The 12,907-nt window shown below is 33.0% G+C and carries 14 protein-coding genes; 5 read left to right on the top strand and 9 right to left on the bottom strand.

Annotated elements, in window-relative coordinates; genetic code table 11:
* Nucleotides 1–128 precede the first annotated feature (128 nt).
* The gene (locus tag RWR88_RS02055; protein WP_314450397.1) at nt 129–1,124 is read right to left on the bottom strand and encodes a biotin--[acetyl-CoA-carboxylase] ligase; all 996 of its coding nucleotides are present in this window, start codon (nt 1,122–1,124) and stop codon (nt 129–131) included.
* A gap of 161 nt (nt 1,125–1,285) precedes the next feature.
* Between RWR88_RS02055 and RWR88_RS02050 the strand changes: the two genes are divergently transcribed.
* Together RWR88_RS02050 and rho are read left to right on the top strand one after the other, a co-directional pair.
* On the top strand, nt 1,286–2,548 hold the full coding sequence (locus RWR88_RS02050; protein ID WP_314450399.1) for a UDP-N-acetylglucosamine 1-carboxyvinyltransferase: 1,263 nt from the start codon (nt 1,286–1,288) through the stop codon (nt 2,546–2,548).
* Nucleotide 2,549: 1 nt separating this feature from the next.
* On the top strand, nt 2,550–3,815 hold the full coding sequence (rho, locus tag RWR88_RS02045) for a transcription termination factor Rho (protein ID WP_314450396.1): 1,266 nt from the start codon (nt 2,550–2,552) through the stop codon (nt 3,813–3,815).
* Nucleotides 3,816–4,614: 799 nt separating this feature from the next.
* Here rho and RWR88_RS02040 read toward each other — a convergent pair.
* The 8 genes from RWR88_RS02040 to RWR88_RS02005 all read right to left on the bottom strand — a co-directional run bounded on the left by RWR88_RS02040 (nt 4,615) and on the right by RWR88_RS02005 (nt 9,891).
* Nucleotides 4,615–5,256: an HD domain-containing protein gene (locus RWR88_RS02040; protein WP_314450394.1), complete on the bottom strand. Its 642-nt coding sequence runs from the start codon at nt 5,254–5,256 to the stop codon at nt 4,615–4,617.
* A gap of 64 nt (nt 5,257–5,320) precedes the next feature.
* Nucleotides 5,321–6,052: an amino acid ABC transporter ATP-binding protein gene (locus tag RWR88_RS02035; RefSeq protein ID WP_314450391.1), complete on the bottom strand. Its 732-nt coding sequence runs from the start codon at nt 6,050–6,052 to the stop codon at nt 5,321–5,323.
* A 1-nt stretch (nt 6,053) separates the two neighbouring features.
* On the bottom strand, nt 6,054–7,493 hold the full coding sequence (locus RWR88_RS02030) for an ABC transporter substrate-binding protein/permease (protein WP_314450389.1): 1,440 nt from the start codon (nt 7,491–7,493) through the stop codon (nt 6,054–6,056).
* 117 nt (nt 7,494–7,610) lie between these two features.
* Nucleotides 7,611–7,766, bottom strand: coding sequence for a YvrJ family protein (locus tag RWR88_RS02025; RefSeq protein ID WP_006702295.1), 156 nt, complete (start codon nt 7,764–7,766; stop codon nt 7,611–7,613).
* Nucleotides 7,767–7,833: 67 nt separating this feature from the next.
* Complete coding sequence (locus RWR88_RS02020; RefSeq protein ID WP_314450386.1) at nt 7,834–8,706, bottom strand: Cof-type HAD-IIB family hydrolase; 873 nt, start codon at nt 8,704–8,706, stop codon at nt 7,834–7,836.
* Nucleotides 8,703–9,047, bottom strand: a complete 345-nt coding sequence (locus RWR88_RS02015) for a YtxH domain-containing protein (protein WP_314348721.1) — start codon at nt 9,045–9,047, stop codon at nt 8,703–8,705. The genes RWR88_RS02020 and RWR88_RS02015 overlap by 4 nt, the downstream gene beginning before the upstream one ends.
* On the bottom strand, nt 9,044–9,466 hold the full coding sequence (locus tag RWR88_RS02010) for a hypothetical protein (protein WP_314348720.1): 423 nt from the start codon (nt 9,464–9,466) through the stop codon (nt 9,044–9,046). Before RWR88_RS02010 ends, RWR88_RS02015 begins: the two co-directional genes overlap by 4 nt.
* Before the next feature lie 2 nt (nt 9,467–9,468).
* On the bottom strand, nt 9,469–9,891 hold the full coding sequence (locus RWR88_RS02005) for an HIT family protein (RefSeq protein WP_006702299.1): 423 nt from the start codon (nt 9,889–9,891) through the stop codon (nt 9,469–9,471).
* Between the two features lie 154 nt (nt 9,892–10,045).
* Between RWR88_RS02005 and RWR88_RS02000 the strand changes: the two genes are divergently transcribed.
* The 3 genes from RWR88_RS02000 to RWR88_RS01990 all read left to right on the top strand — a co-directional run bounded on the left by RWR88_RS02000 (nt 10,046) and on the right by RWR88_RS01990 (nt 12,906).
* Nucleotides 10,046–10,789, top strand: coding sequence for an ABC transporter ATP-binding protein (locus RWR88_RS02000; RefSeq protein ID WP_314348718.1), 744 nt, complete (start codon nt 10,046–10,048; stop codon nt 10,787–10,789).
* Nucleotides 10,782–12,014 (top strand): ABC transporter permease, encoded by a 1,233-nt coding sequence (locus RWR88_RS01995; RefSeq protein WP_314450383.1) that lies wholly within the window; start codon nt 10,782–10,784, stop codon nt 12,012–12,014. Before RWR88_RS02000 ends, RWR88_RS01995 begins: the two co-directional genes overlap by 8 nt.
* Before the next feature lie 91 nt (nt 12,015–12,105).
* Nucleotides 12,106–12,906, top strand: coding sequence for a phosphotransferase family protein (locus RWR88_RS01990; protein WP_314348716.1), 801 nt, complete (start codon nt 12,106–12,108; stop codon nt 12,904–12,906).
* Nucleotide 12,907 lies beyond the last annotated feature (1 nt).

Raw genomic sequence — 12,907 nt, 5'->3', positions numbered from 1 at the left:
TTGTCTTTTTTTCGTACTTTGTTTCAAATAAAATTCGAGACCAAGGCTCGAATTTAAGCAATGAGACACCGAAGGTGGCTGCTTGCGACCTATACAACTTTTGACAAACCTATAAATAAATTAATTTATTATTTCGTACGAATACTAACCTCACCATACGATAATGAGTGTAAAGTGTTATCCTCTTTTTCGATAATTAAATGTCCATTTTCATCAATGTCTTTAGCATAAGCATGATAAACTTGGTTTCCTTCGATAACTTTGATAGATTTTCCAATGACATTAGAATATTCCTTGTAAGAAGAGATAAACTCTCTTTGAGAAAGATTTTGATAATAAAATGCCCATTTTTCTAAAAATGTCGCAATAAATTGATTACGATTAAAAGAATGTCCTTCATATTCCTTTCTAGAAGAAAAAATGCTACCTACAATAGAGTGCAATTCTTCTGGAAAGGAGTGGGGATTTTCAATAAGATTGATTCCCATCCCAACAATGAGTGCTTGAACTTGTTGAGACTCAAAATCACTAATGACTTCCGTCAAAATTCCTCCAACTTTTTTATCTTGATAAAATAAATCATTTACCCATTTGATATTTAGAGATTTCCCTGTTAATTGTTCTATAGTTTCTACACATGCAACTGCTGTTGCACAAGTAATGAGAGACAAGTCTTCCAATGCTACTGTTGGAAATAAACAGAGACTTATATATAATCCTGATTTAGCAGGAGAAACAAATTTTCTTCCTAAACGTCCTCTACCAGCTGTTTGTTCTTCACTAATAAAGATAGCAGGAGTAGTAGAGTTTTGATTTGCATAAAGTTTTGCTAAATCATTTGTTGAAGTCGTAGTTTCCATTGTTTGAATGACCCAATCGATGGGATGATGCTGTTGAATAAGTTCTTGGTTGATTTGCTGTTCAGATAATACATCGTTATTTTCAGATAATGTATATCCTTTATTCGTAGAAGAATCGATAGCATAGCCTTCTTTTTTTAGAGATTGAATGGCTTTCCAGATTGAAGTTCGAGATTTATTTAAAGCTAGTGCCATTTTTTCTCCGGAAATTGGTTCACCAGTGTGTTCTTGAAGATAGAGTAAAACAGCTTCTTTTGTTTTCATAAAAAATCCCCCTTTATTTGATTCAAATTGTATCGAGATAAGAAAAAATTGTCAACTTAACATCAATAAACGGGTGACAATTTTCGAGGAAGTTTTAAGTATGCCTTTTTGTAAAGGCATGGTATAATGGAAGAGAAGATGTTATGAGAGGATTTGAATCAATGAGAAAATTAGTCATTAATGGAGGAAAACCACTAACTGGAGAAGTAACCATTAGTGGTGCTAAAAATAGTACAGTAGCTTTAATTCCTGCTGCTATTTTGGCATCTGAACCAGTTGTATTAGAAGGTGTTCCAGATATTCAAGATGTAGCCGCATTAATTGAAATTTTGAAAGATTTTAATGTTCATACTACTTTTGAAGAAGGAGTATTGACCATTGATCCAACAAATATGTTATCTATTCCAATGCCAAGTGGTAAAATTCAAAGTATGAGAGCTTCTTATTATTTTATGGGAGCAACTCTTGCAAAATTTGGTGAAGGGGTTGTTGGACTTCCAGGTGGATGTTTCTTAGGTCCAAGACCAATTGACCAACATATTAAAGGCTTCAAAGCATTAGGAGCAGATGTCCGTAATGAAATGGGAGCTATTTATTTATCTACAAATGGACAAGGATTAACAGGAACTCGTATTTATATGGACGTTGTATCTGTAGGAGCGACGATTAATATATTATTAGCAGCAGTTCGTGCAAAAGGTAAAACGATTATTGAAAATGCTGCAAGAGAACCTGAGATTATTGATGTCGTTAATTTATTAAATAAAATGGGTGCTAATATTAAAGGTGCGGGTACTAGTGTAATCCGTATTGAAGGTGTAGAAGCATTACACGGATGTCGTCATACGATTATTCCAGATAGAATTGAAGCAGGAACTTATTTATCGATTGCAGCTGCAGTAGGTGAAGGAGTTACTGTAAAAAATGTTATCTTCGAACATATTGAAGGATTTTTAGCAAAAATGGAAGAAATGGGCGTTAAAATGACGATTGGCGAAGAAGATATTTATGTTTTCCCATCAAAAGATTTGAAAGCAGTGAGTATTAAAACATTGCCTTATCCTGGTTTTGCAACTGATTTACAACAACCGATTACGCCGTTATTAATAAAAGCAAGTGGGGAAGCAAAAATTATTGATACGATTTATCCAAAACGTGTGAATCATATTCCTGAATTAAATCGTATGGGTGCTGTAGGACGTGTAGAAAATGATGTGATTTCAATTACTGGTCCAACTCCATTAACAGGTTGTGAAGTTGCAGCGAGCGATTTAAGAGCAGGAGCAGCATTAGTGATTGCAGGTTTAATGGCTCAAGGTACAACAAAGATTAGCAATATTGAACATATTTTAAGAGGATATTCTCATATTGTAGAAAATCTACAACAATTAGGTGCCGATATTCAAATGATTGAAGAGGATTAAGATGTCAGAAACAATTGAAACAGTAACTTTACCAGTTTTGCAACAAAACACTTTAAAACAAATTTTTGCTTTGGCGAAGAATTATAAAATTCCTTATTATGGGAAAATGAATAAAAAAGAATTAGCTCTAGCTATTATGAGAGCTCAAGAAGAAGCGACTGGATTCTTCCAAGTAGAAGGAGTATTAGATATTAATAACGCAGAAGGATTTGGTTTCCTTCGTCCCATTAATTATTCTACTAGTCAGGAAGATATTTATATTTCCTCTTCTCAAATTCGTAAATTTGCGTTAAGAAATGGAGATTTAGTAGCAGGGCCTGCTCGTCCTCCACGTACAGGTGAAAAGTTTAATGGATTGATGCAAGTTGGAGCGGTTAATGGAAAAGATCCTGAAGAAGCGAAAGAAAGAGATCATTTTCCAGGATTAACACCACTTTATCCTGAAAAACAAATGCAATTAGAAACGACTACTGGTAGAATTGCTTCTAGAATGCTAGATTTAATTTGCCCAATTGGATTTGGACAGCGTGGATTAATTGTGGCGCCACCAAAAGCTGGTAAAACAAGTTTATTAAAAGAAATTGCGAATGGAATTACAACCAATTATCCTGAAGCGGAATTAATTATTTTATTAATTGATGAACGACCAGAAGAAGTAACGGATATTGAGCGAACAGTGGATGCTGAAGTTGTATTTTCAACTTTCGATCAAACACCGGAACATCATATTAAAGTGAGTGAATTAGTGTTAGAGCGTGCATTGCGTTTAGTAGAAGATGGTCGAGATGTCATTGTCTTATTAGATAGCATTACTCGTTTAGCACGTGCGTATAATTTAACAATTCCACCTTCTGGACGTACATTAAGTGGGGGGATTGATCCAGCAGCTTTTTATCGTCCTAAGAGATTTTTTGGTTCTGCTAGAAATATTGAAGATGGTGGAAGTTTAACGATTTTAGCAACAGCTTTAATTGAAACAGGTAGCCGTATGGATGATGTAATTTATGAGGAGTTTAAAGGAACTGGTAATGCGGAAGTGCATTTGTCTCGTGAATTAGCAGAAAGACGTGTGTTTCCAGCAATTGATGTGAAACGTTCAGGTACTCGTAAAGAGGAAATTTTACTGGAACCTCATGTTTTAGAAGCAGTTTGGAAAGTTCGTAATACGATGAAGGGTGACGGACTAGAAACAAGCGAGCAAATGGTGAAGCAATTAAGAGAAACAAAGAGTAACAAAGACTTTATAAAGCGTATTGAATTACTGTAAATATCATTCGAAAGACTTTTCTAGAAATAGCATTGGACGCCAGCAGACCTGTCGGTCGCATGGCTAAAAATTGAGCCTAAGGTCTCAATTTTTCCAGTAATATCAGCCGAAAAGGCTGATATTACTCCTGCTATGGAGAAAAGTCTTTCTCATTTGGAATTGAATTTATGAGAGTCCGTAAAATGACTTTTCTAAATGTAGCAAAGGACGCAAGCAGCCTCGCTTTTGCGAGTCTTATTCAACAATGCTACTGGGGAAAGTCTCTTTTATTGGATGGACGAAAAGTTAATAGAAACAGAAAAATTTTCATGGTAGCCGGCGCCAGTAGCCCCCTTTTTGGGGTCTCTTGGCTAAAAATTGAGCCTAGAGTCTCAATTTTTCCTTGTAATAAAAGCCACTGAACTTGTGGCTTTTATTACTGCTACTATGAAAATTTTTCTGTTTCTATTTACTTGTAAAGTTTTTCACATTTTTCGTATTAATCCTATTAGAAAAAAATTTATATTTTGACGTGCTGTAGATAAGAAGGTTCAAAATATGAGAATTAGTTCCATGATTATAAAACAAATTTTATAGTATTAATAAAGACAAATACGTTTCTCACATAAAAGAGAGTGAATAGAAAGAAAAAACATTTTTACCGTAGCAGTAATATAAGCCACAAGTGTAGTGGCTTATATTACGGGAAAATTTGAGACCAAGGCTCAAATTTTAGCCATGAGATTTGCGAAAGCAAAGCTGCTGGCGTCCCGCAACAGTAAAAATGATTTTTTCTTTCTATTCACGAGTAAATTTACTTTTACTTTAATCCTTCCCATTCTGCGAAAAATTGGGTTAAATAATCTTTCATAAATTCGTGTCGTCCTTTTGCGATTTCACGAGCTTCGGGAGTATGTAAAGTGTCAGATAAAGTTAATAATTTTTCATAAAAATGTCCAATGGCAGTATCTTCAAGATCATGAGCTTTTTCTAACACATCTTGAGATTCTCCTGTATAAATTGGACGTTGGTGTGCACCTGAATAAACGAAAGTACGAGCAATGGCAATTGCGCCAATCGCATCTAGTCGATCCGCATCTTGAACAATTTTATCCTCAATTGAAATAGGCAGAAGATGATTTTTTCCATTACGAAACCCAACTGCATCAATGGAGTAGAGAATTTTTTTTATTAAATCTTCGGGTAATCCATGTTGTAGTAATAAATCTCTCACTTCCAGTTTAGCTTCTTCTACATTAGAAACAATTTTGTGATCATATCGATCATGAAGTAGAGCAGCTAACTCAATTTGTAATTGATTAGCTTCAGGGTAATGTACAGAAATTTTTTTAGCATTTTTCCATACTCGTTCAATATGATACCAATCATGCCCAGTATGTTCTTGAGTAAAAAATTTTTTCATTTCATTTTGAATCGAATGAATAATTTCTTTATGATTCATGATGTATTCCTTTCTTATATCGAATAAAAAGACTTTTGGAATTTCCAAAAGTCTTATTTTATTTTTAATGTAAAACTTTATTTAAAAAGTCTTTTGTACGATCGTGTTGAGGATTTTTAAAGATTTGTTCAGGTGTACCGTCTTCTACGACATAACCGCCATCCATGAAAATAACACGGTCACTTACTTCACGAGCAAATCCCATTTCGTGTGTAACAACAACCATTGTCATCCCATCTTTTGCTAATTGTTGCATAACTTGTAATACATCTCCAACCATTTCAGGGTCAAGAGCAGAAGTTGGTTCATCAAATAATAACATTTTTGGTTTCATCGCTAAAGCACGAGCAATGGCTACACGTTGTTTTTGACCACCAGATAATGTTTTTGGATATACATCTGCTTTATCTTCAAGTCCAACCATTCCTAATAATTCTAAGGCATGTTTGTCTGCATCTTCTTTTGTTTCACGTCCTAATTCAACAGGAGCTAATGTAATATTCTCTTTAATTGTTAAATGAGGAAATAAATTAAAGTGTTGGAATACCATTCCAATTTCTTGACGTACAAAGTTTAAATCTGTATTTTTATCAGTTAAATCATATCCATCAACGATAACTTTTCCTGCGGTTGTTTTTTCTAGACGATTTAAGCAACGTAAAAATGTTGATTTACCTGATCCAGAAGGACCGATAATACAAACGACTTGTCCTTCTTCGATTTCTAAATTAATCGATTTTAAGACTTCTAATTCACCGTAATTTTTCTTAAGGCCTTTTACTTCGATAATTGCCATCTTATGCCTTCCTTTCTAAACATGCTGAAATTTTTGTTAATAGAGTAATAACGATTAAGTACATCATACCAACAATAAACCACATTGAACTTGATTGTAAGTTTCTTGCAATAATTATTTTACCAGTTTGTGTTAATTCTACAAGTCCTATGATGGATAAAATTGAAGTATCTTTCAAAGTAATCACAAATTGGTTAATAAATGATGGAACCATTAAGCGAATTGCTTGAGGCAAAATAATTTTTTGCATTGATTTGTAATATGGCAATCCTAAACTCATCGCTGCTTCACTTTGTCCTTTATCGATTGCATTAATACCACCACGAACAATTTCAGCGATATAAGCAGCAGCATTTAATCCTAATGTTGTAATAGCTGCAACTGTTGCATCTAAACGAATATTAAATGCTTGTGGAATTCCAAAATAAATGAAGAATGTTAAAACAATTAGTGGAATACCACGCATAAAATCAATGTAGATAGTTGCGATTGTTTCTAATACAGAGATACGACTTGTTCTCATTAATCCTAAAAGAACACCAATTATTGTTGCGATTGCTAGAGAAACAAATGTAATCCAAATGGTATTCCATAAACCATTTAATAATGTAGGAGCATTTGTTTTTAATAATCCAAATAAACTTGTATCTTCAGTAGAAGTAGTTGTTGAATCATCTGTTCCAATGTATTTATTAATGATTTTATCGTATTCACCATTAGACTTTAAAGTAGCTAAGCCACGATTGAAAGCTTCGATAAATTCAGTGTTTTGATTTTTTAATACGGCAACACCGTATTGAGTGACTTGTTCTTTATAAGAAGTTAATGTCATTGGTAAGTGATTACTACGAATCGCATATCCTAAAACTGGATAATCTTCAAAAGCAGCCACACTATTTCCACTGACTACGTCTTGATACATATTTGCTGAATCTTCAAATGTTGAAATGGTAAAACTATATTTCTCTTGAATAGAAGAAGCAAAACTTGCTCCTTGTGTACCGATTTTTACCGCTACGTTTTTATTGCGAAGTTCTTCGTAAGTGCTAATATTGCTTGAAGTACTTACTGCCATTCCAATACCACTATCGAAATATGAATCAGTAAAGTCAAATTTTTGTTTTCTTTCATCAGTCATACTCATTCCTGCGATAACTGCGTCAACTTGTCCAGCTTCTAAAGCTTGAACCGCAGCATTAAATCCTAAAGCTTTGATTTCAATTTCAAAATTTTCTTCTTTTGCGATTGCTTTGATTAAATCCATGTCAATCCCAACATAATTACCAGAAGTATCTTGGAATTCAAATGGAGCAAAAGTAGTATCTGTCGCAATCGTATATTTTTTTGTTGCAGCTTCAATTGGAGTAGAAAGAAGGAAAAATAAAATTCCTAATAAGCTAATCCAGAAGCTCTTTTTCTTAATGTTCGTATGTATTTTCATAAAGACCTCCATATTGTTAAAAATTAATGTGAGTTTAGTTTACTAGATTTTAATGTGAAAAACAAAAAACAGGTTTCATGTCATGTTACATTTTCTGACATGAAACCTGTGATGGAGTCACTCTTTCTTTAAATGATGATTGAGTTCAGTTAACAAATGAATCATTGTATCTAACCGTTGTTCCATTCGATGAAGTAAATAAATACTCATTGCAATTGGAAACCCCATATTGCTAATTAAAGCAATGAACGGTTTAAGAATATCCGTTTCCATAAAATCACCTCCTACTGTTAAAAAGGAGATTTTACGAAAAAATTACCCCCATCAAGGAGGTAATTTGTTAATTTTGTTGATCTAAACATTTTTGAATCGCTTTAGCAACGCCACCATGTTTGTTATCATCTGTTTGATAGGTAGCAGTTTGCATAGCTTCTTGATTAGCATTTCCCATCGCTACACTATAACCAGCCAGTTTTAACATAGAAACATCATTTGAATTATCACCAATCGCAAAAACTTCGTCCATTGAAATTTCTAAAGTGTCTGCGTAGTATTGAAGAGCGATTCCTTTTTGAGCATCTTTGTGAGTGACTTCAATATTTGTTTTAAAAGAAGAAGTAACAACTAGATTAGGAAGTTCTTGTTCAACATAAGCTGTAATTTCCATTAATGAATCTTTAGATTCGTAATTGGAAGTTAGAACTTTATAAATTTTAATGGTTGGGTCTTCTAAAACTTCCTCTAAACTAGAAACATCTGTTGCATCAAAAAGTTTTCTTAATTTCTCGAGTTCAGCTTCAAATTGTTCTGGAGTTAGTTCTGGATGATTTTCTTTAAAAGTAGCCACTCTTTTTGCAAATTTTTCTGCGAAGTGTAAAGAGAATAATCCTTTTGAAGTCATTATATCCCAATTGTTATGGTGCTTTTCAATTTTTTGAATCAGTTCACGTGTATCTTCATGAGAAAGTGTGACTTCTTTTATAATAGTGCCGTCTTCTTTATAAATAACGGCTCCATTTAATCCAATGATAGGGCATTGAATATTTGCAGGTTCTAAGCAGAGTGAAGCTTGGTAAAAATCTCTTCCAGAGCAAATGACAAATGGAATATTCTTTTCTTGTAAATAGTGTACCATTTTGATATTGTCCGGATGAATTGTAGAATGATCTTGTAAAATCGTACCATCCATATCGCTTGCAAATAATCGAATCATACGTTCCCCTTTTTTGCTTCTTGAATATGTTTATTTAATAATGATAGATGTGCTTGAATTCTTTTAATACGAGGTTGGCTCATATGTTTAAAATTTTGTACATCTTCCATTATTTCTTCAGATAGTTCTTTTACTTGTGGAATAATTCGATATTGTAATTGTTGTGTCCCTTTTTGAAGAACAGGAATTCCATTACTTAAAGTAGAAATATCCTCCGATAAGCTGACGATATTCTCATATAATTGTTCACGATTTTTTTTACCATTTTGCTTTGTCGTTAATAGAGCTACTGTACCACCAACAATACTTCCGAAGAGTAATCCTTTGACAAATTTTTTCATTTATTTTTTCTCCAAATTTCTAAGTAAATTTCATCGTGAGAGTTTCCGTTAAATTGTTCTTTTTTAACGACTTCAGCATCATTCAAAGGTAATTCTAAGGTTTTATCACTTGGATAAATACTTGACCATTTATAAAAATAATAATCTAAATCGCCTTTATAATCTTCAAGTTGAATATCTTCATTTTCAATAAACACAAAGTCATTTTCTTTTGCTCCAGAAAGATCGAATTCAGCTAATGACTGGATAGAAACATCTGTATCTTCAAATAATTCTTTAGAATAATCTGATACAAATAAAGTTCCGGTTTCCTGTTTTACTTTACTTATGATGTTTTCAACTAAAAAAGCATCTCTTGATTGACGACGATGATTGAAAAGAACACCATTATTTTTATCTAATACATAAATGACTTTCATATTTATCCCTCCACATGTTTGGCAATGTTTTGTGCGATATTTGCTAATTCCTCGTGAGAATAGTCATGAGTTTCCCATTTCAATCCGAAACCTTCTTCGTGTTTGTAACGAGGAATTAAATGGATATGAGAGTGGAATACACTTTGAAAAGCAACTTCTCCATTATTGTTTAAAATATTTACACCTTTTACATCTGGGTTCATTGCTTTTAAAGCACGAGCAATTTTTGGAATTCTGCTAAATACAGCTGCAGCTAATTCCTCATCATATTCAAAAATATCTTTCACGTGTTTTTTTGGCACGACTAATGTATGACCAGGGGTTACTTGCCCTAAGTCTAAAAAGGCAATGACTACCTCATCTTCATAAACAATATGTGCTGGAATTTCTTTAGAAATAATTTTATCAAAAATACAATCTGACATGATAAAAACCTCCTTAAATTGTATAGGCAAATCGTACCACGAGTAGTGAAGGAATGCAATGAAATCGCGAAGTTTTTCTTCAAATGAAAGATTCTAGGAACTAGAGTGTTTTTTTGATATAATAATGCTAAATTGTGTAGGATTGGAGAAAGTTATGACATTAAAAGTAGATAATATAACAGCAGGTTATACTCAAGTTCCTGTCATTAAAGGAGTTTCTTTTGAAGTACAATCAGGGGAAATTTCTGGACTCATTGGATTAAATGGAGCAGGGAAAAGTACAACCATTAAATGTATTACAAATTTTATTCAACCATTTTCGGGAGAAATTTCGATTCAAGGGCATACGGTAGCAGAAAGTGTTCGAGATTATCGTAAATTAATTGCAGTTATTCCAGAGACACCAGTGTTATATGAAGAATTAACCTTTAGAGAACATATTGAATTAACAGCTCGTGCTTATCAACAAGACACACCTGAAACGATGCATAGAGCGATGGAATTAGTAGAGCAGTTTCGTTTAACGAAGCAATTAGATTGGTTTCCAGCTTATTTTTCAAAAGGAATGAAGCAAAAGGTACTTATTGTTTGTGCATTAATGTTAGACGTTCCGTTATATGTGGTCGATGAACCATTTTTAGGATTAGATCCATTAGGAATTCGTACATTATTAAATGTTTTGAGAGAGAAAAAAGAATCTGGTGCAGCAATCTTAATGTCTACGCATGTGCTAGATACTGCTGAAAAATATTGTGATCGTTTCATTGTATTACATGATGGATTGGTTCAAGCACAAGGAGATTTAGAAACGCTTAAAGGCGAAGTTCAAATTGATGAAACTTCATTAGAAGACGTGTATTTTGCCTTAACAACGAATACAGGTGATCATCATGAATAGTGAACAATTGTGGGGAACTCGTTTCAAGACTTATCAGAAAAAAGTAATGAAATATGCCAAATATATGATGAATGATCATTTTATGATTGTTGTCTTTTTCTTATTTGGCTTTCTATTATTTCAATATTCAACATGGTTAAAATCGATTCGTATTTTAGAATGGCCTCTGATATTATTGATTAGTTTGTTATTAGCTATTTTTCCTTTATTTGGTGAAATTGCTACTTATGTAGAAGAGGCAGATTTACACTTTTTAAGTGTGATTGGTGAAGATTTTAAACCCTATTTTAAACGTGCGATTCGTTATAGTTGGATTTTTCCATTAGTGATGAATTTTATTGCAACGATTTTTGTGTTGCCGATTTTTATGCAAGCATATGGGAACGGAATGATTCCATTTATTGCCATTTTTGTAACGCTATTATCACTAAAAGGATTCCATTTTATGATTCAAAAATCAATTTTTGAAGGAAAGTTACCGAAGAATTCTTTTTATAATGTAGCACTCTATTTGGTGAATAGTATTTGTTTGTTTGGAATTCTTTCTTTTATTCCAAAAGTGTTCTCTTTATCGATGGCACAAGTATTGGCAGTTCTTGCAATTGGGCTTTATCGTTTTGCATCTGCTAAAACGGTGAATTTCGACTGGAATGAAATGATTCAAAAAGAGCAAGTACGTCAACAAAGAATTTTTAGAGTGATTGCTTTGTTTGTAGATGTACCGTTTTTAAAGAAACATCAAGCAAAGCGTAATCAATCATTAGATATTTTCGTAGGAAAACTAACACCTAATCGTATTCATCCGTATCGTTATTTATTAGTTCGAACAGCATTAAGAAGTTCCAATTATGTTACGGTATTCCTTCAAATGATTGTAGTAACAGTTTTATTATCATTTGTTAGTTCCGTTTGGTATTGGATAATGGCAATTCAATCGATGATGATGTTAGTGATTTGTTTCCAATTTGCTTCTTTATACAAACATCCAAAAGCTCATTCGATTTATATTCATTCCTTATATGAACCAAAGGAAATGATGGATGATTTTATTGGGGTTGTTTTACAGTTAGTCATTGGAGCAAGTGTAATGATTAGTCTATTAACAGCTTTAGTCTCAAGAAATGCTTTTGTATTAGCAGGACTTTTATGGTATCCCGTATTATCTGCTGCATTTTTATATGGTTATTTAAAACCACGTTTAAATCGTAAAAAGAAAAGAAGATAGATTTTAACCGTGAAGCTTGACGGAAACATTGGGACAGCATAAAATGAAAGATAACGAATAAACTCAAGAAATGGTCGGTAGGGATAGAAATATGGAACAAAACATGGATGCAGGATGGGAATTACATCCAATTGGGGGAGATACCGGACAAGCTTATATGGCAGTGAGAGCGCAGGAGAGAGTCTTTTTAAAAAGAAATTCTTCGCCATTTTTAGCTGCATTGTCAGGAGAGGGAATTGCCCCTAAATTAATGTGGACCAAGAGATCAGGAAATGGAGATATTTTAACAGCTCAAGAATGGTTAAATGGTCGATCCTTAACAACTGAAGAAATGAATTCAATGGAAGTGATTGATTTATTAAAAGAAATCCATCAGTCTCCTAATTTACTATTAATGCTTCAAAAAATTCAAGGCGAAGAATATACTGCTCAGCATTTCATTGAAGATTATTTAGTAAATTTACAATCAGGTTTACAAAGTCATCGTTTCTTATCAGAAGTATTAGATTATTTAAAAGAAACATTGCCTCTTGTATTAGAAGCAGGCAAAACCGTTTGTCATGGTGATTTAGATCGTCGTAATTTTTTATTAGCTAATGATAAATTATATTTAATTGATTGGGAAATGGTTCGTTTAGCTGATCCTGTATCGGATTTAACGATGATTTTAACTCAATACATTCCTGTTCATCAATGGGGCGAATGGTTAGATGCTTATGGGTTGAATTTATCAACGAATATTTATCAACGAATTGAATGGTATGCTTTGATGAATTGTTTAAACTTTATTAAGAAAAGTCATTTTGAAGGTCGTTATTATGAAATGAACGAAAAGATTTTAGTGGTAAAATCAATTTATAATCATCGTTTGATGAAAGAAGAGGAGTATTAAA

The sequence above is a fragment of the uncultured Granulicatella sp. genome (assembly GCF_963528195.1).
Classification (GTDB): Bacteria; Bacillota; Bacilli; order Lactobacillales; family Aerococcaceae; genus Granulicatella.
Note: the sequence above shows the minus strand (reverse complement) of the source record. Positions and strands in the feature narration are given on the sequence as shown.